The organism is Pseudomonas sp. AU12215, from assembly GCF_001675465.2.
GTDB classification, from domain to species: domain Bacteria; phylum Pseudomonadota; class Gammaproteobacteria; order Pseudomonadales; family Pseudomonadaceae; genus Pseudomonas; species Pseudomonas nitroreducens.
Genome location: NZ_MACM02000038.1, coordinates 1 through 17,103, shown reverse-complemented (window position 1 = coordinate 17,103; position 17,103 = coordinate 1). Strand labels below are relative to the sequence as shown.

General features: G+C 63.0%; 16 protein-coding genes and 1 pseudogene. 7 read left to right on the top strand and 10 right to left on the bottom strand.

Annotated elements, in window-relative coordinates; translation table 11 throughout:
• Positions 1-21: 21 nt before the first annotated feature.
• From A9513_RS09725 to A9513_RS09705, 5 genes are all read right to left on the bottom strand, one after another.
• A complete protein-coding gene (locus A9513_RS09725; protein ID WP_065084601.1) occupies positions 22-2,310 on the bottom strand; it encodes a xanthine dehydrogenase family protein molybdopterin-binding subunit in 2,289 nt (762 codons plus the stop codon).
• Positions 2,307-2,780, bottom strand: coding sequence for a (2Fe-2S)-binding protein (locus tag A9513_RS09720; RefSeq protein WP_065084600.1), 474 nt, complete (start codon positions 2,778-2,780; stop codon positions 2,307-2,309). Before A9513_RS09720 ends, A9513_RS09725 begins: the two co-directional genes overlap by 4 nt.
• A gap of 189 nt (positions 2,781-2,969) precedes the next feature.
• Entirely contained in the window at positions 2,970-3,989 is a 1,020-nt protein-coding gene (locus A9513_RS09715; protein WP_240157890.1) for an alpha/beta hydrolase, read from the bottom strand.
• A gap of 103 nt (positions 3,990-4,092) precedes the next feature.
• Positions 4,093-5,241 carry an iron-containing alcohol dehydrogenase gene (locus A9513_RS09710; protein ID WP_065084599.1) on the bottom strand — a complete coding sequence of 383 codons (1,149 nt, stop codon included), beginning with the start codon at positions 5,239-5,241 and terminating at the stop codon, positions 4,093-4,095.
• Positions 5,242-5,292: 51 nt separating this feature from the next.
• Complete coding sequence (locus A9513_RS09705; protein ID WP_065084598.1) at positions 5,293-6,471, bottom strand: MFS transporter; 1,179 nt, start codon at positions 6,469-6,471, stop codon at positions 5,293-5,295.
• Between the two features lie 391 nt (positions 6,472-6,862).
• On the opposite strand from A9513_RS09705, the gene A9513_RS09700 reads away from it, so the two are divergent.
• Positions 6,863-7,795, top strand: a complete 933-nt coding sequence (locus A9513_RS09700; protein WP_065084626.1) for an AraC family transcriptional regulator — start codon at positions 6,863-6,865, stop codon at positions 7,793-7,795.
• A 265-nt stretch (positions 7,796-8,060) separates the two neighbouring features.
• Here the strand turns inward: A9513_RS09700 and A9513_RS09695 are convergent, their stop codons facing one another.
• Positions 8,061-8,624 carry a thioesterase family protein gene (locus A9513_RS09695; protein WP_065084597.1) on the bottom strand — a complete coding sequence of 188 codons (564 nt, stop codon included), beginning with the start codon at positions 8,622-8,624 and terminating at the stop codon, positions 8,061-8,063.
• Between the two features lie 108 nt (positions 8,625-8,732).
• On the opposite strand from A9513_RS09695, the gene A9513_RS09690 reads away from it, so the two are divergent.
• Complete coding sequence (locus A9513_RS09690; RefSeq protein WP_065084596.1) at positions 8,733-9,707, top strand: GlxA family transcriptional regulator; 975 nt, start codon at positions 8,733-8,735, stop codon at positions 9,705-9,707.
• Between the two features lie 131 nt (positions 9,708-9,838).
• On the opposite strand, the gene A9513_RS36455 is transcribed toward A9513_RS09690, so the two are convergent.
• The 4 genes from A9513_RS36455 to A9513_RS09675 all read right to left on the bottom strand — a co-directional run bounded on the left by A9513_RS36455 (position 9,839) and on the right by A9513_RS09675 (position 12,813).
• The gene (locus A9513_RS36455) at positions 9,839-10,072 is read right to left on the bottom strand and encodes a hypothetical protein (RefSeq protein ID WP_083196073.1); all 234 of its coding nucleotides are present in this window, start codon (positions 10,070-10,072) and stop codon (positions 9,839-9,841) included.
• A gap of 269 nt (positions 10,073-10,341) precedes the next feature.
• Positions 10,342-11,085 carry a PAS domain-containing protein gene (locus tag A9513_RS09685; RefSeq protein ID WP_037009356.1) on the bottom strand — a complete coding sequence of 248 codons (744 nt, stop codon included), beginning with the start codon at positions 11,083-11,085 and terminating at the stop codon, positions 10,342-10,344.
• Between the two features lie 11 nt (positions 11,086-11,096).
• Positions 11,097-11,726, bottom strand: coding sequence for a response regulator (locus A9513_RS09680; protein WP_065084595.1), 630 nt, complete (start codon positions 11,724-11,726; stop codon positions 11,097-11,099).
• Positions 11,695-12,813 (bottom strand): sensor histidine kinase, encoded by a 1,119-nt coding sequence (locus A9513_RS09675; protein WP_083196072.1) that lies wholly within the window; start codon positions 12,811-12,813, stop codon positions 11,695-11,697. The genes A9513_RS09680 and A9513_RS09675 overlap by 32 nt, the downstream gene beginning before the upstream one ends.
• A 242-nt stretch (positions 12,814-13,055) precedes the next feature.
• Between A9513_RS09675 and A9513_RS09670 the strand changes: the two genes are divergently transcribed.
• From A9513_RS09670 to A9513_RS09650, 5 genes and pseudogenes are all read left to right on the top strand, one after another.
• Positions 13,056-13,586: a dimethylamine monooxygenase subunit DmmA family protein gene (locus A9513_RS09670; protein WP_065084593.1), complete on the top strand. Its 531-nt coding sequence runs from the start codon at positions 13,056-13,058 to the stop codon at positions 13,584-13,586.
• Positions 13,583-14,509 (top strand): 2Fe-2S iron-sulfur cluster-binding protein, encoded by a 927-nt coding sequence (locus tag A9513_RS09665; RefSeq protein ID WP_065084592.1) that lies wholly within the window; start codon positions 13,583-13,585, stop codon positions 14,507-14,509. Before A9513_RS09670 ends, A9513_RS09665 begins: the two co-directional genes overlap by 4 nt.
• Positions 14,510-14,522: 13 nt before the next feature.
• Positions 14,523-15,539 (top strand): DUF3445 domain-containing protein, encoded by a 1,017-nt coding sequence (locus A9513_RS09660; RefSeq protein WP_065084591.1) that lies wholly within the window; start codon positions 14,523-14,525, stop codon positions 15,537-15,539.
• A gap of 26 nt (positions 15,540-15,565) precedes the next feature.
• On the top strand, positions 15,566-16,696 hold the full coding sequence (locus tag A9513_RS09655; protein ID WP_065084590.1) for an aminomethyltransferase family protein: 1,131 nt from the start codon (positions 15,566-15,568) through the stop codon (positions 16,694-16,696).
• A 52-nt stretch (positions 16,697-16,748) separates the two neighbouring features.
• Positions 16,749-17,103: pseudogene (locus tag A9513_RS09650) on the top strand (formyltetrahydrofolate deformylase); the annotation flags it as partial.

The window sequence follows — 17,103 nt, the reverse complement described above, 5'->3', positions numbered from 1 at the left end:
GCAGTAGGTCCCGACGGGGGTTTAAACCACCTTGCGCACCGGCAGGCTGCGCACCCGCTTGCCAGTAGCGGCAAAGATTGCGTTGCAAAGCGCCGGCGCCACCGGCGGGACCGGCGGCTCGCCGACACCGCCAGGCGGCAGGTGATGATCGTCGTTGACCAGATGGGTACGTATCGTGCGTGGTGAGGCGTTATGGCGTAACACCTCATAGTCGTGGAAGTTGCTCTGGACGACGCGCCCCTTCGCGAAGGTGATCTCGCCCAGTAGCGCCAGGCTCAACCCCATGATGGCGCCGCCTTCGAGTTGCGCGCGAATACGCTCGGGCTTGATCTGCGGGCCGCAGTCGATTGCCATATCGACGCTCAGCACGTGCACCTCGCCCTTGTCGTCCACCGCCACCTCAACCACGGTGGCGGTATAGCTCAGGAAGCTGTAGCAGAACGCCAGTCCCAGGCCGTGGCCTTCGGGCAGCTTGCGGCCCCACCCCGCGCCCGCGCATGCGGCTTCGATTACCGCGCGCAGGCGCCCGGTATCGTAGGGGTAGCGTTCGGGCGACTCGGTGTAGTTCCAGGTGTCGGCCATCACTCCCGGGTCGATCCGGCGCGCGGGGCCGATCAGGTCAAGGGCGAACTCTCGATGATCCTTGCCCGCTCGCAGGGCCAGTTCAGCGATAAAACACTGCGCTGCAAAGGCATGGGGGATGTTGGCCACCGAGCGGAACCAGCCGATACGAGCGTGAGCAGGAACCGCGGCAGTTTCCACGCGCACGTTGGGGATGCGGTAGGGCATGTTGATCGCCGACATGGCAGATTCAAAAATCTGCTGTCCCATCGCGTTCTGTGTGAACAGTGACGCGATGGTGGGCGCGGCACTGCGGTGCAGCCAGGAACTGACCTGCCCGCGGCTATCGATCACTGCCTCCAGGCGCTCGACCGAGACGGTGTGCAGATAGTCATGCCGAATGTCATCTTCCCGCGTCCAAACCAGTTTGACCGGGGTGCCCTCGGGCATTGCCTGCGCGACAACGGCGGCCTCGTCCACGAAGTCAGGCTTGGACTTGCGGCCAAAACCACCGCCCAGCAGTAGTACATTGACCCTGATGTTTTCCGGCTTGAGCTTCAGGCGCGCCGCAACCGCATCACGCGCCGCCACCGGATTCTGCACTGAAGTCCAGACCTCGGCCTTGCCGTCATTTATTCGCACGGTAGCTACCGGCGGCTCCATCGAGGCATGTGCCAGATGCGGCACATGGTATTCCGCAACCAGTCGTCGGTTCTCGGGCGCCTGGCTCCAAGCCTGCGCGACGTCACCCTGGTTGCGCACCACCTTGCCAGATGTGCGGGCGGCGGCGGCCAGAGTCTGGCGAAATTCCCCAGAGTCGTAACCGCCATTGCCGCCGTCGTCCCATTCAATCTGCAGGGCGTCACGCCCCTGCCGTGCAGCCCAGGTATTGCGCGCGACCACCGCCAGGCCACCCAGTGGCTGGAAGGCCGGCGCGCCGCTCATGGCCGGTATCTCCACGACCTTAAGCACCCCGGCTACGGCCAGCGCCTTGCTGGCATCGAAGCGACGCAGCCTGCCACCCACCACAGGTGGCCGCGCTACGACGGCATACACCATGCCGGGCAGGCGCATGTCCATGCCGTAAGTAGCCTGCCCCTTGCCAATGGCCTCCAGGTCGACCAGGCGTACCTGATCCTTGCCGATATAGCGAAAGTCTTTCCGATCCTTGAGCCTGAGCGCCTTGGCGTCGGGCACAGGTTGCTTGGCTGCATCGACTGCCAGTTCGCCGTATCCCACGCGACGACCAGTGCGCTCGTGAACCACCTCATGCTGAATGGCCTTGACCTCTGATAGGGGGACCGACCAACGTGCTGCCGCAGCAGCCTCGAGCATCTGCCGCGCCGCGGCCCCGACACGCCGCATCGGCATCAGGAAGTGCCGCACGCTGCGAGAGCCATCCACGTTCTGGTTGCCGTAGCGTATCTCGTCGGCCTCGGCCTGCACGACCCTGACCTGCTCCCAGCGGGCTTCCATCTCATCGGCAACCACCATCGGCAAGCTGGTGCGCACGCCTGTGCCCATTTCTGCGCGGTGCGCAACGATGGTGACAGTCCCATCGGCGGCGATGGAAACAAAGATCAGCGGATCGTCCACCGTTCCTCCCGACATGCCATCGGCACCATATCTCGGGGTACCCTCTTCTGCCCAGGCGGCCGTAATCAACCCCTTGGCCGTCACTGCCAATGTCAGCGCTGCGATACTGCCTTGCAGAAAGCCCCGACGGGAGAGTCCAGAATTGATGCTCATTGCGGTTCTCCCTGCGCCAGTTGGCCGGCCGCCTGCTGGACGGCTGCGCGGATGCGCGGGTAAGTGCCACATCGGCAAATGTTGCCGCTCATTGCCTGGTCAATCTGCTCCTCACTGGGGAGCGGATTGGTCTTCAGCAGACCGACAGCCGTCATGATCTGGCCCGCCTGGCAGTAGCCGCACTGGGCAACGTTGTTCTCGATCCAGGCCTGTTGCACGACCTGACCGACAGGGTCGCCCTGCATGCCTTCGATGGTCGATATCGCTCGACCCACCAAAGCCGAGATCGGCGTGACGCACGAACGAATGGCTACCCCATCCATGTGCACTGTGCAGGCTCCGCACATTGCCATGCCGCAACCGAACTTGGTGCCTGTCATGCCGAACTCATCGCGCAACGCCCAGAGCAAGGGCATCTCGTCGGGCGCATCAACGTCTTTCGATTGGCCATTAATTTGAAGACGTATCATGAGCGAACTCCTGTCAGGAAAATTGCATTGCTTTGAATGCAGACCAAATTGATCGGGCTTTCACTGCCAATCCACCGCAACCGTCAAGCCAAGCGCAGGCTCCCAAGGGTGGTGAGCGGAAAGGCTGCCGCTCACGGATAAACCGGCATCACGACGAAGCTTGCTCATTTCATTTCGTCTCAACGCCGATCAACGTTGCAGGCTCTTGGTGAAGAACGCAGTGATTGCATCGAAGGGAATCTTGTCCAGGCGGTCGTACAGATCGACGTGGGTGGCATCCTTGACGATCAGAAGCTCTTTCGGTTGTGCAGCAGCCGCATAGGCGGTTTCGGAGAAGTAGCGCGAATGCGCTTTTTCTCCGTGGACGAACAGGATCGGCCGGGGAGAAATCTCCTGGATATAGCTCAGGATCGGCATGTTCATGAATGCCTGCGGTGTGGTGACTGACCAGGAGTTACCGGAATTGACTGCCCGTGGGTGATAGCCGCGCGGAGTCATGTAATAGTTGGCGTACTCCACTAGGAACTGTGCTTCCCCACCGCTCAGCTTGTTGTACGCCGGTTGATAGGCAGGCTTTCCGCTGGCGGCATCTTCCCAGCGCTGCAGGCTCATGTGCTCCAGCGCCTGCGCGCGCTGATCTGCAGTCATGCTGTCGTTATAGCCCTTAGACATGACTCGACTCATGTCGTACATGGTGCTGGCGACAACGGCTTTGACACGTTTGTCAGCCGCCGTAGCGTTTAATGCCATTCCCCCCATGCCGCAGATGCCGATTACGCCAATACGCTCGCGATCCACATAGGACTGCAGCCCGATAAAGTCCACCGCCGCCATGAAGTCCTCAGTGTTGATGTCCGGCGAGGCGATGTTGCGCGGCTCACCACCACTTTCCCCTGTATAAGACGCGTCGAAGGCCATGGTCACGAAGCCACGCTCGGCCATTGTCTGCGCATACAGCCCTGCGGCCTGCTCCTTTACCGCACCGAAGGGGCCGCCCACCACGATGGCTGGCAGTCGTTGATCCCCACGGTTCTTCGGCAAGTACATATCTGCGGCAAGCGTGATCCCGTAGCGATTTTTAAAGGTGACCTTCTGGTGATCAACCTTGCTGCTCATGGGAAACGTCTTGTCCCATGTCTGGACCAGCTGTGCTGCGGTGACATCCGCACTCGCCAGGGCCTGAACGTTGACAGACTGTACGCTCATCATCGCTACAACACTTGTGATGATGCCGACTTTGAAAAGACGCGCGGGATCGAGGCAAGAGGCCATGATCGTTCTCCTTTCAAGTGCTGACTGTGTTGGGCTTGCCTTACAAGGCGCGCTTGAGAATGTCCGTGACGACGTGGGGCGGATAGGTATCCGCGATGCCGAACGCCTTGACGTTGATCTGGACGTTGCCGACGATGGCGGGCAGGTCCGGCTCCGCAATATCCAACTGGTGGAGGCGAGTCGGCGTACCGATTTCATCGAACCAACGTTCAAGCGCTGCGATACCTTCTTCGGCCGACTCCAGACCGAAAACGGACTTCGCAAAGCGTTCGAATTGCGGTTTGTTCTGATCCTGATACCACTTCATCCAGGCAGGCATGACGACCGACAACCCTGCCCCGTGCGGCACGTTGAACAGGGCCGACAATGAATGCTCGATCGCATGGTTGGGGTAGCTGAAGCCGGCACAGCCGGAGAAGGTAAGACCGTTCTGCGCAAGCGTGGCGGCCCACGCGAACTCCCCACGTGCCGACTCGTCGGCAGGGTTATCCAGCAATATCTGCGTGGTGTCGATAACGGTATTGATCAGCGACTCCACCAGACGCGATTGGAGCCTGGGCTGAACCGTGGCGGTGAAGTACACCTCGATGAGGTGGGAGATGATGTCCGCGGCGGAATAGACGAGGTAGTCACGTGTTACGCCGGCCATTCTCGCAGGGCTGAGAATGGAGACCTTCGGTCGAGTGTGGTCGTTGCCGATCGACAGCTTTTCGTTGGTCGCCTCGTTTGTCACAACACCGTACGGGTTCATTTCACTACCGGTTGCTGCGAGCGTCAGGATGGCAAACAACGGGAGTGCCGACGTCAGAGCTCCTTCGCCGATGAACAGGTCCCATACATCCCCTGCATACCTGGCTCCAGCCGCAATCGCCTTCGCACTGTCGAGGACAGATCCACCGCCAACGCTCAGCACCGCACCGACGTCATGCGCACGGGCGAGCTCTACGCCTTCACGTACTTTCGAGAGAACGGGGTTGCTGACGATGCCGCCCAGCGCCACGAACTCGATTCCTTGCCCCGCAAGGCTGTGGGCCACCACATCGAAAAGCCCGTCGTTCTTGATGCGTTCGCTTCCGTAGCAGAGCAGTACTTTACTCACGTTGCTGGCAGCAAGGTGTTCGCCAATGGTGGCTTCCTTTCCGGAGCCGAATTCGATTCGCGTTGGGTTATAGAAACTGAACGGATTCATTTTGACTCCTTTTGAAATGTTGTATTTGTCGAAGGGAAAATACGAGCCGCGTCACGGCTCGCTCACCACAAGCGGGCCTGCAGGGCGATTCTCAGCGTCTTCGGCAGCCTTGGCTGCTGAGCGACCTGCCAGGTAGGCAAGAACGCTGGTGACCACGAGCAGCAGAGCACTCACTTCGAATGTTGCGCGGTAGCCAACCGAGTCGAAGATGATTCCGCCCACGGTGCCTCCGAGGGCAATCGCGAGCTGGCAGATGGCAACGAACAGACCACCGCCCGCCTCGACGTCGTCCGGCACAATGCGCGCAATCCAGGTGAACCAGGCCACCGGCGTCGCCGTCGCGATCAGGCCCCAGAATCCAAGCAACGTAGCTGTGGCAATGAGGGTGTCGCCGTACGCCACAAGCGCCATGGCGATCACCGCCATCACCACCGGAACGCCGACCAGAATTCGGAACAAGCCGCTTTCTCTGAGGAAGGAACCGATCAGGAACGTACCCACAAGACCGCATATCCCGATCAGTAGCAGCACGAAGGAAACCAGGGAGACGTCAAGCTGCGTTACGCTCTCGAGGAACGGACGCAGGTAGGTGAAGAGCATGAACTGGCCCATGAAGAAGCCCGCGACCGCCAGCATTCCCAGGGCAACCGGTGGCCTCTTCAGGAGCAAAAGAACATTGCCTGATCCCGACGATACGGGACGCGGCGCCAGCTTCGGCATGCTGATCATCAGCCAGGCGAGCGCCAGAATGGCAACCGGTACGACGGTGAAAAACGCCCAGCGCCAACCGATGAAGGCGCCGAGGTAGCTACCCGCCGGCGCGGCGATCACCGTAGCGAGTGCGTTTCCGCCGTTGACCAGAGCCAGGGCGCGCGGCACGTCCCGGGCAGGCACGAGACGGATCGCCGTCGCGGTGCTCAGAGACCAGAACCCACCGATTGCCACCCCGATCAGTGCCCGCCCGACCATGAATATCTCGTAGTTGGCAGCAAACGCGACCACCGTCCCAGAGATGACCATGACCAGGATCATGCACATGAGCACTCGCTTGCGCTCCATCTTGGCGGCCACCGGAGCGATCACGAGCGCCACGAGCAAGGCGAACAGGCCCGATACGGAGATGCCCATACCTGCCTGACCTTCGGAAATCCGCAGGTCGCTCGCCAGGGGCGTAAGAAGGCTGACCGGCATGAACTCCGAGGCGACCAGGGCAAAGGCGGCAAGAGACATCGCCACTACGGCGCCCCATGCTTGCCGTTCTTCGCCGCGATCATGTTGTGAAATGTTCTGTGGCAACACTGGTTCTACCCTCATGAATCGTGCCCGGGAACGCTGGAAACGCCCAGCGCGACAGAGCGATGTGATCCACCTGGCTGCTGGCAACGGGCTTTGCCCCATCGAGGCTCTGCTACCGGGCTGGGGCGTCCGGAATGCCCCATGTACTCATCGCCTTGGCAGACCGGGCTTATTGATCCCGTTTAGATGGGCATTTTGGAGGGAGGGCCTCTACGGCCAGTAGCGGATTTCTCTGCCTTACTTGCCTGATCCTATGAAAGTGCTGGTGTTTTGTAGGCTGGCGAAGCTCGCGCAGATACAGTGCTATCCAGACGGGAGGAGCCACATGAAATCTGCACCGACCGCTGGAAATCCAGTGGGTGATAACTTGAACGCGCTCATCAGGCATATCGGCAGGCGAACGCCTGATACCGGTGACTTCGGTACGGCAATAGCGAGCCTGGAACTCTTTCGTCGTAATGAGACGGCGCCCCCGTACAGCTGCATGGTGCCGCCGAGCATCGTCCTGGTCGTAGAGGGGGCGAAGAGGATGTGGATTGGGGGCGATGCCTATGACTACGACCCGTCGCGGTTTCTGGTGACCTCGCTCGACCTGCCTGCAAACTCCGAAGTAATCAAGGCGAGTCATGATCGCCCGTGCCTGGGTCTGGCGTTCAAGCTGGACCAGCGCATCTTGGCCGAGCTCATTGCCAGCGGCACTTTGCCCCCGAGGAGGGATCGCGCAGCAACGGCCGGCGTCGGCATAGGCACGGTCACCGACGCAATACTGGGCCCGTTTTTCCGCTTGGTTTCCTTGCTGGACGAGCCCGAAGCGATCCCGACTCTCGCACCGCTCGTTCAGCGGGAAATTCACTATCGTTTGTTGATGAGTGACCAGTCTGACCGGTTAAGACAAATTGCCGCCGTCGATGGTCATGGATACCGAATAGCCAAGGCAATCGATTGGCTGAAGCTCAACTTTGCCTCACCGCTGCGGGTCGATGACCTCGCGAGCCGCGTTCAGATGAGTACGCCTTCGTTTCACCACCACTTTCGGCAACTAGCATCGATGAGCCCGCTTCAGTATCAGAAGTGGCTGCGCCTCAATGAGGCAAGGCGCCTAATGCTTAACGAGCACCGGGACGTTTCGACGGCAGCGTTCGAAGTCGGATATGAGAGTCCATCCCAGTTCAGCCGCGAGTATGCACGTATGTTCGGCGTTGCGCCGAAACGAGATATCACCGCACTGCGCGAAAACGCGGCGAAGCCGAGCGGCTGAGCGCTGTAGCTGTAGCTGTAGCTGTAGCTGTATAGCCCGACGACCATAGAGCGTCGTATTGGGTTGGAAGCTGCCTCTCGGCTAGGGCGGAAATCGGCCAAAAACGGCCAGTAGCTGCCCAATGCGACAAACGTTTCGCCGACATGCCCGCTGGTTTGAGTTCAATCATTTACAGCAAGGCGATGCCGGCCTTTGTACATAAACCAAGGCAGAAGCAGCCCATCAATACCGCCTCAAGACGCTCTTGCGAGATAGCCTGTAGTGGTCAGCCCGTTTTTCGCTGTGGCTCTGTGTACTCCGCTTCGCGCAGCGCAGAGCTCAGATCGTCGCAGCTGGCTGACCATTCAGATACCCATCGGGGCAGGGGCGGAGACTGTTCTTCCAATCCAAGCGCACGGGCGAACTCTTCAGGTGCGACAGTACCCTTCGCTCCCCGGAACAGCCCGCGCATCACCACGACAGCAATCACTCGCTGGTCTTTGACAAAGCGATGTTCGACAAAACTCCACTTGTGATCCCAGCCGAGCATGCGCGTATGAATTTCAAAGCGCTCGAACAGCTTCAGTTCCCGACGGAACTTGCCCCATACATCGCCAACAATCGGTATCGCGCGGTGCTTTAGCGCTACTCGAAAGGCACCACTGCGCAGCACGTAATCCATGCGACCGACATCGGCCAGGGTGAAGTAGCGGCCGTTGGTGACATGCCTGTTGAAGTCCAAATCCAGCGGCCAGACTCGAAACCGAACCACGGTGGTGCTGAGGGCGTGAACTGGACTGTGCCATGGGCGGCGTAACAGCATCAGAAGAAGGCGAAACCATAGGTTCATACGGGTAATACCTGTTGCAGCGACGAGTGCTGCACTCTAGGTAGTGCGTTCGGGTTAAGGTAGATGCAGAAATGACTTATTTAATGCCGATTACGCAACGGGTATTACATGCACGTAACGCTGCTATTAGCCGAGTACAGTTCGCAGGCCTCTGCCGCTCTGGCGCTTGAGGTATTGGATGCTGCGAATCGCTTGGCTGAACCGTCTGAACGCCCTTTTACCGTATGTGTGGCTTCACTTGATGGACTGCCGGTAAATAACGCCCTGGGTTACGCCATGCCTGTGGAGGCTGGCCTGGATACCCTTGATCGAACCGATCTGGTACTGATCCCCGGTTTTCTTTTCAGCTTGCGTGAAGCCCTGCCTGCCTTTGAAGGCTATCGCACATGGCTGCGTCGCCAGCACCAGCAAGGTGCTGTTATCGTTTCGATGTGTACCGCCGCGTTCATGCTCGCTGAAGCAGGCCTGCTCGACGGTGTCGAGGCCACCACACACTGGGCTTTCGCAGGCCTTATGCGCCGCCACTATCCGAGGGTTCGTCTCGATGAGCGGCGTATCCTTTGCGAGGATGGGCGCCTGATCAGCAGTGCGGGCGCGAGTGCGGCCATGGACCTGCTACTGCATCTGATCCGCCGCTTTGCCTCACGCGAACTGGCGCAACAGTGCTGCAGCTATCTGCTGATCGACGGCGTGCGCCGCGAGCAGTCCGTTTACGTCAACTGGTCGATGCCACGTGACCATGCTGACGAAGCGGTACTGCGGGTGCAGGACTGGATGGAGGCCAACTTCGCCGAACCTTGCGGAATTGACGAGCTGGCCGAGCGATTCGGCTTCGGTGTGCGCAACTTCAAGCGCCGTTTCAAGGAGGCCACTGGTTACGCGCCACTGACCTACCTTCAGACGCTGCGCCTGGAAAAGGCCAAACAGCTGCTTGAAACCACACGCCTGAATTTCGAGGTGATCACAAGCAGAGTCGGTTACGAGGACAGCAATTCGTTCCGCCGCCTTTTCTGCCAGAGGGTTGGCATTTCACCGGCTCATTTCCGCAGGCGATTCCTTCGGCTCCCGTCGGGGGCGAGCTAAAGCTCCTCTGCCTGAGGGGCAAGCCCGAGATCATTTTGGCCAATGGTTACCAACCACAAAGGGCTGCTTCCGGCCAAAAGCGGGCATATACCGACGCAGCCTTGGACGAGACCCGACCAGCGTCAGACTTGCTAAGCGCGTAGCTTTCGCCATTCGCTCCAACAGTCCTCCGCGACAATATCCGCATAACCGCGCTTGCCTTCCATCTCGAGTGCAGTGCTGAAAGGGACTGCGACGCAGGTCGCCTGGTCGCGAATAGCGCAGACCTCATCTTCTGTGAGTGGGGAGCCTTTTTTGCTCTCGGCGGCGGTGAGTAGGGCCACCAACGGGGGAATAAAAACGAGGCATAGTGGATCAGTTGGCATCATAGAGCTCCGCGGTTATCGACTGACCATATCGGCCGTGCCTAGGCAGAGCAAATGCATTTACCCGGTAACGGCAGGTCTGAGCCGCACACGAGTGTCCGCTCTGGGTCGGTAGCTGCCTCTCGCCAGCGCCAGCAATCGGCCAGATAGCAGACCTCCGGCACGGCTCGATTTCGAGGTCCGGAGAGACCTACTGCAGCAGCAACTGCTCAATCCAGAGCGCATCGCCCCTGCAAAAGCGGATTTGCGTCTCAGCTGGGCGGCCAGCTTCACGCCGTCGGTAACTTGCCACCCGCCACATCGACGATGACGCCTTCGATGCCCAGTACTTCGCCGGTTTCGGCGTAAATTCCCGCTCCTTTCTCCCAAACATCCTTGATGGTCCCATTGGCGCAGCGAATGCGATACACCAGTTCGTAGGGCTCCCGGCGCAGCAGCGCCTGCTGTACCCCGGACCAGACATATTCGGTGTATTCCTCGAGGATCAGCGTGCTGTAGCTGTGCTCGTACGTGTCGGTGAGGTACGCGGCGGGGTAGCCCGTCAGTTGCAGGCATCCCGCGCTGACGAACTCCATGGTCCACTGACGGTTGTTGCGCCCTCGGTAGATCAGCCCCGGCAAGCCATCGAGCAGGCTGAGCGCGCCGCGCTGGCTGGCCTCGATACGGGCGTCGGCGCGACGTCGGCTGGTGGCGTCGTTGAGCGCCAGGTAGAAGGCCCCGGGTCCGGCGCTCACCTGCAGGTCGAACCAGCGCAGGCGGCCATTCGGATCGATGAAGCGCAAGCAGCAACTGACCGGATCCTTCCCTTCGGCGGCCTGGCGCAGCGCCGCGCGCCAGGCCGCGGCGTCCTCACGGTGCAGTTGGGCGAGCAGCTCCCGGCTGCCGCCGGGACGCCCCATCTGCCGCATCCAGGCTGCATTGGCGTGGACGATTCGGCCCTGGCGGTCGAGTCGCAGCAATGCGATCGGATAGCGGTCGGTCAGATCGGCAATTTCTGTCGGATGCGGGTCCATGTTTGCTCCCCTCACGGCTGGCGGCTGCCGCGATGGACACAAGCCGCCAGCTCCAGGCGCGAGTTCAGGTTGAACTTGCGCAGCAGGTTCTTCACGTAGATCTTCACCGTGCCGTCGCTGATGCCCAGCTCACGGGCGATCAGCTTGTTGCTCAGGCCATCGGCGATCAGCGCCAGGGTCTGCCCCTCACGCTCGGTCAGGCCGTCCGCGCCCGGCACCGGCAGCGTCGGCTCGGCCAGCAGCGCGATCAGGCTGTCGTCCAGTTGCACCGTCCCCCGGTTGCAGGCGCGAACATAATCGAGCAGCGCCTCGGGCTCGGTGTCCTTGAGCAGGTAGCCCTCGGCACCCAGGCGCAGCGCGGCGACCAGTTCGGTGCGGTCGGCCTGGGCAGTCAGCACGATCACCTGGCTGTCCAGTTCCAGTTGGCGCAGCTCGTCGAGCACCTGCAGGCCACCGAGGCCCGGCATGTGCAGATCGAGGAGGATCAGCTCCGGGCTCAGCTGGCAGGCCAGGTTGATGCCCTCGCGGCCGCTGGAGGCCTGGCCGACCACGGTGAAGCCGCAGCACTCACCGAACAGCTCGGCCAGGCCGCGGCGGAACAGCGGATGGTCATCGATCAGCAGCAAGGTGGCGCTGTGCATCGGCATTGTCCTCCGGGGTAATGGTCAGGCCGCACAGACGCAGGGCGACCTGCGTTCCACGCGGCTGGATGCTCTGCACGCTCAGACTGCCGCCGATGGCCAGGGCCCGTTCGCGCATGATCGAAAGGCCGAAATGCCCGTGGGCCGAGCCGCCCTGCAAGCCGATCCCATCGTCCTCCACCGCCACCTGCAACTCATCACGCAGCAGGCGCAGATCGATACGCGCGGTGCGCGCATGGGAATGGCGGACGATATTGGCCAGCGCCTCGCGGACGATCTGCAACACCTGCAGGGCCTGCTCGTCATCGAGCAGTTCGTCGGGCAGGCGATTGTCCAGCTCGAAGACGATGTTGCTGCGCCGGCCGAACTCCTCTACCGAGTCCAGCAATGACTGACGCAGGCTGCGGCCGTCGAGGCTGAGCCGGGCATTGCCGATCAGCTCGCGAACCTGGCGCTGCAATCCCTGCAGGCCATGGCGCAGTTCGTCGAGCAGCGGCTCGGCCTTTTGCGGCTGGCGCAGCTGACCCTGCAGGCGATTCGCCTGGAACGCCAGGAAGCCGAGCTGCTGCGCCACCGAGTCGTGCAGCTCGCGGGCCAGCAGTGTGTCCTGGCCGTGCTGTTGCAGCCGCTGCCGGGCACGCTGGCGGGCTACACCGTGAACGCAGACCTCCAGAAGCGGCAGCCAGTCGGCCAGCCTCTGCCTCTCGCGCCCCCGAGTCACCAGGATGGCCTGGCTGTCATCCTGCAACGGCCAGAAGCGCCGCCGTTCACCGCGGTCCCGGCACGGCCCGCACATCCCGGGTTGCAGGGTTGAAAGGTGGCGCAGCGGGCAGTCCGCGCCGGCGCAAAAATCAGCCGGGCGCTGCAGCGGCGCCACCAGTCCGGCCTCGTCCAGCAGCAGGCAAGGCAGCGCAGCCGGATGCTCCAGCGTCAATTCGTCGAGCAGGCGCGCAAGCGGCGCCCAGCTTCCTGGTTCATCCAGCAGCCCCTGCAACAGGGCGACCTCCGCCCGTCGCGGCGCGCCCGCCCCGACACCAGTCCACCATCGTCGCCGCCAGTGCTCCAGCCAACCTCCTGCCTTCGCCATGCACGTTCCTCATCTGCCTATCCTGCGGGCAGCAACTTTCATGCCCCGCAGCGTCCGTCACCGGTGCCGTTACCCCTTTGGAGATATCACCTCTTGCGGATTGAGCGGTTATTCGCATCAGGAAAATATCTTCCCCAGTACGAAACACGACCGGACACCCCCGCTTTCCCTGTCAATGCGCACCAACTCAAGGCTGCGCGCCTCAGGATCGGGCACGCCGTCGACTAACCCGCGAGGAAGCCATGACTGCGACCGCACTTCCCGACAGCGCTCTGCCGCTACCCAGCCTGCCCCGCTACGACGCGCCGCCGCGCCTGACCGGCAGTCAGGTGGTGCTATTGCAGCAGGTGGACGACCCCGTCGGGGCCGCGGCCCTCGCCGAACGCCTGGGCCTCGGTGGTGACGCCTTGCAGGTGCTGTTGGCGGATGCGCAACAGGCTGGGCCTGCCCTGCTGGAGGTCCTGGCTGGCGCCAGCGTGGGTCTGCAGCTCTTCCTCAGCGGCGACGAAGCCTACCTCTGGCCCCTGCATGCCCTGGCCCGTCAGGCCGGACTGCGCCCAGAGGAAATCCACCTGCTGCACCAGGGCGAAGCACGCCGCGCCATCTACTGCGTGCACTGCACTGCGCTGCAGAGCGGCGGTCCCGCCGAGCAGCACGACTGCCAGCAGTGCGGTGTGCGCCTGGAAGTGCGCCGCCATTTTTCCCGCCGCCTGGGAGCCTACCTGGGCGTCTGCGCCGATGCCGACCATCCCTACGCCGAGGGCCGCCCATGAGCGCCTGGTTCGATGTGCGGGTGAGCGCCGTGCGCGCCCTCACCCCGGTCATCCGTGAATTCACCCTCGAGGCCGTGGAAGGCTCGCTGCCGGGCTTTTCCGCCGGCAGTCACGTGCAACTGTGCCTGCCCAATGGCGTGCGCAATGCCTACTCGCTGCTTGGCGACCCCGCCGAGACCAGCCACTACCGCATCGCCGTGCGCCGCCAGGAGCAATCCAGGGGCGGCTCGCGCTACCTGCACGAGCAACTGCAGGTCGGCGAACAGCTGCGCCTGGGTACCCCAGCCAACCTGTTCGCCCTGCACGGCGAGGCGCGCCGGCACATCCTGGTGGCCGGCGGCATCGGCATCACACCCTTCATCGCCCATTGCCGCGAGCTGCTGCGGCGGGGCGCGGACTTCGAGCTGCACTACGCCTACCGCGCCGGCATCAGCGACGCGTACCGCGGCGAACTGCGCGAATTGCTCGGTGAGCGCCTGCACGAATACGACAGCGCGCAGCGCCCTCTGGATCTCAACCAGATCCTGCGTCAACGCCCGCTGGGCAGCCACGTCTACGCCTGCGGTCCGCAGCGCCTGCTGCTGCCCCTGCGTGAGCAAGCCGCCGCATTGGGCTGGTGCGACTCGCGGATGCACTGGGAAGCCTTCGCCGCGCCCGAGCCAGGCCTGCCGTTCCGCGTCGAACTGGCACGCAGCGGCCGGCAGTTGGAGGTCGCGGCCGAGCAGAGCTTGCTCGAGGCCCTGGAAGCGGCCGACGTCGACGTCCCCAACCTGTGCCGCGGCGGCGTCTGCGGCCAATGCCAGACACGCTACCTCAAGGGCGAGGTGGAACACCGCGACCACTTCCTCGACGCCAGCGAACGCGCCAGCAGCCTGATGCCCTGCGTCTCGCGCGGCTGCGGGCCGATCCTGCTCGACCTCTAGGAGATCCGACGCCATGCCCACGACCCTCAAGCCGGTGGAGCGTTACCGCGAAGCCTTCACCTTCGCCAACAGCCCGGAGGCCATTCGCCGCTTTCCGTTCCCATTCCCGGAAGACCAGTACCAGTACTCGGTGAACATCGAGCCGGCGAAGCCACGCGATCCCGGTGCGGTGTTCGAGCACCTGTTCGATATCGACGAACACTATCGCTCCGAAGTGACCGAGCGCGGCCTGGTGCTGGAGCGCGACCCTGCGCGCTGCCTGGTCATGCCGCATATGGAGCCGGCCGCCTGGGACGCCCTGGCGCTGCTGATGGAAACCCTTGCGGCTGACTATCCGCAGTACTTCCAGCTGCACCGCGAGGGCGATCAGTGGGAGTGGTACAACCTGGTGCTGGGCATCCGCCAGCGCTTCACCTACGGCGACGCCGCCACCCTGCCCTACGAGCCACTGGAGTACATCACCCGCCAGGTGCAGGGCGACTTCGCTCTGCTCGACCAGCGCGATGGCGACCTGTACATGGACGCCGGCATGGTCACCGGGCCGGCCGACTGGTCGCTGGCCTTCGATGCCGGCATGAGCTTCAAGCAATGGCATTCGCCGGTGCCGATGGCACACCAGATGGGCGTGTTCGACCGCGCGCTGAAGTACCTGCTGAACCTCCAGGTCGGCCAGCCGGTGCGCCGGCTGAACTGGACCATGACCATCAACCCGCGCCTGGACACCTCGCCCGAGACCTACCACGAGTGGGGCGCCGATCGCGGCAAGGTTACCGCGCAGAACGCCGGCGAACTGGTGCACCTGCGCGTCGAACTGCAGACGATGGCGCGCCTGCCGCGCAGCCACGCCGTGATGTTCAGCATCCGCACCTACCTGATCAGCATGGCCGAGCTGGCCACCCAGCCGCACTGGGCGCAACGCCTGCACCGCGTACTGCGCGACCTGCCCGACCCGATCGCCGACTACAAGGGCCTGACCCGCTACCGCGCCGCCCTTCTCGACTGGCTGCGGCCCTACGACTCCCAAGCCTGAAACGCCCCCAACAAGAGGATTCCCACATGGCCAACTCCTGGCGCACCAGCGCCCTGCGCGACCGCCACCTGGCGCTCGGCTCGCAACTCGAAGACTGGAACGGCATGGGCACCGCCTGGACCTATGCCACCGACCTCGCCGACCACCACGAAGCAATCCGCACCCGCGCCGGGCTAATGGACGTCTCCGGCCTGAAGAAGGTGCACTACGTCGGCCCCCATGCCGAAAGCCTGCTCGACTGGGCCACTACCCGTGACATCTCCAAGCTCTATCCGGGCAAGTCGGTATACGCCTGCATGCTCGACGAGGACGGCAAGTTCGCCGACGACTGCATCGTCTACCGCACCGGCCCCAACGCCTTCATGGTGGTGCACGGCGCCGGCATCGGCCACGAGATGCTCATCCGCTCGGCCCAGGGCCGGCAGGTGGCGGTGTTGTTCGACGACGACCTGCACGACCTATCGCTGCAGGGCCCGCGCGCCGTTGACTTCCTCGCCGAGCACGTGCCAGGCATCCGCGAGCTGCCCTACTTCCACCACCTGCAGGGCAAGCTGTTCGACCGCCCGGTGATGATCTCGCGCACCGGCTACACCGGTGAGCGCGGCTACGAGATCTTCTGCAAGGCCGCCGACGCTCCGGTGATATGGGACGGCATCCTGGCCAAGGGTGCGGACCTGGGCATCATCCCCTGTGCCTTCACCGCCCTGGACTGGCTGAGGGTCGAGAGCTACCTGCTGTTCTACCCCTACGACAACTCGCAGATGTACCCCTTCGCCGACGAGAAGGCCGGCGACAGTCTCTGGGAGCTGGGCCTGGACTTCACCGTGTCGCCTGGCAAACAGGACTTCCGCGGCGCCGGCGAGCACTACCGGCTCAAGGGCCAGGAGCGCTTCCGCATCTTCGGCGTGCTGCTCGACGGCGAACAGGCGGCCCAGGCCGGCGACACCCTCTGGCACGCCGGCCAGGAGGTCGGCCTGATCACCTGCGCCATGCACTCTCGCCTCACGGGCCGTTCCATGGCCATCGCCCGCATGACCACCGACTGCGCCGAACAGGGCATGCCGCTGCAGGTACGCGGCAGCCTGCAGGTGAACGCCATCGCCCACACCCTGCCCTTCGACGACCCCGAGAAGAAGAAGCGCACTGCCAAGGGCTGAGCCTTGCCCGCCCGGTGCGCCGGGCGGTCCCCACACCGACGCGAGAACCCCCATGAGTCCCCACTACATCCTCACTATCGACTGCCCGGCGCGCTCCGGAATAGTCGCCGCCGTCAGCACCTACCTGGTCGGGCGGCAGTGCTACATCAGCGAACTGTCGCAGTTCGACGACGAGATCACCGGACGCTTCTTCATGCGCGCCGTGTTCCGCTTCGACACCGGCGCGCAGGGCGACATCCAGGCCCTGCGCGACGGCTTCGAGGACATCGCCGTGCCCTTCGACATGCACTGGCAGCTGCACGACGGCAACCAGCCGATGCGCGTGCTGCTGATGGTGAGCAAGTTCGACCACTGCCTGTCCGACCTGCTCTACCGCCACGCCAAGGGCGAGCTGGACATGCGGATCA

Excerpts from the sequence above, each read along its gene's own strand:
- A9513_RS09725 (WP_065084601.1), bottom strand. The coding sequence starts at position 2,310 with ATGAGCATCAATTCTGGACTCTCCCGTCGGGGCTTTCTGCAAGGCAGT.
- A9513_RS09720 (WP_065084600.1), bottom strand. The coding sequence starts at position 2,780 with ATGATACGTCTTCAAATTAATGGCCAATCGAAAGACGTTGATGCGCCC.
- A9513_RS09715 (WP_240157890.1), bottom strand. The coding sequence starts at position 3,989 with ATGATGAGCGTACAGTCTGTCAACGTTCAGGCCCTGGCGAGTGCGGAT.
- A9513_RS09710 (WP_065084599.1), bottom strand. The coding sequence starts at position 5,241 with ATGAATCCGTTCAGTTTCTATAACCCAACGCGAATCGAATTCGGCTCC.
- A9513_RS09705 (WP_065084598.1), bottom strand. The coding sequence starts at position 6,471 with ATGTCTCTTGCCGCCTTTGCCCTGGTCGCCTCGGAGTTCATGCCGGTC.
- A9513_RS09700 (WP_065084626.1), top strand. The coding sequence starts at position 6,863 with ATGAAATCTGCACCGACCGCTGGAAATCCAGTGGGTGATAACTTGAAC.
- A9513_RS09695 (WP_065084597.1), bottom strand. The coding sequence starts at position 8,624 with ATGAACCTATGGTTTCGCCTTCTTCTGATGCTGTTACGCCGCCCATGG.
- A9513_RS09690 (WP_065084596.1), top strand. The coding sequence starts at position 8,733 with ATGCACGTAACGCTGCTATTAGCCGAGTACAGTTCGCAGGCCTCTGCC.
- A9513_RS36455 (WP_083196073.1), bottom strand. The coding sequence starts at position 10,072 with ATGCCAACTGATCCACTATGCCTCGTTTTTATTCCCCCGTTGGTGGCC.
- A9513_RS09685 (WP_037009356.1), bottom strand. The coding sequence starts at position 11,085 with ATGGACCCGCATCCGACAGAAATTGCCGATCTGACCGACCGCTATCCG.
- A9513_RS09680 (WP_065084595.1), bottom strand. The coding sequence starts at position 11,726 with ATGCACAGCGCCACCTTGCTGCTGATCGATGACCATCCGCTGTTCCGC.
- A9513_RS09675 (WP_083196072.1), bottom strand. The coding sequence starts at position 12,813 with ATGGCGAAGGCAGGAGGTTGGCTGGAGCACTGGCGGCGACGATGGTGG.
- A9513_RS09670 (WP_065084593.1), top strand. The coding sequence starts at position 13,056 with ATGACTGCGACCGCACTTCCCGACAGCGCTCTGCCGCTACCCAGCCTG.
- A9513_RS09665 (WP_065084592.1), top strand. The coding sequence starts at position 13,583 with ATGAGCGCCTGGTTCGATGTGCGGGTGAGCGCCGTGCGCGCCCTCACC.
- A9513_RS09660 (WP_065084591.1), top strand. The coding sequence starts at position 14,523 with ATGCCCACGACCCTCAAGCCGGTGGAGCGTTACCGCGAAGCCTTCACC.
- A9513_RS09655 (WP_065084590.1), top strand. The coding sequence starts at position 15,566 with ATGGCCAACTCCTGGCGCACCAGCGCCCTGCGCGACCGCCACCTGGCG.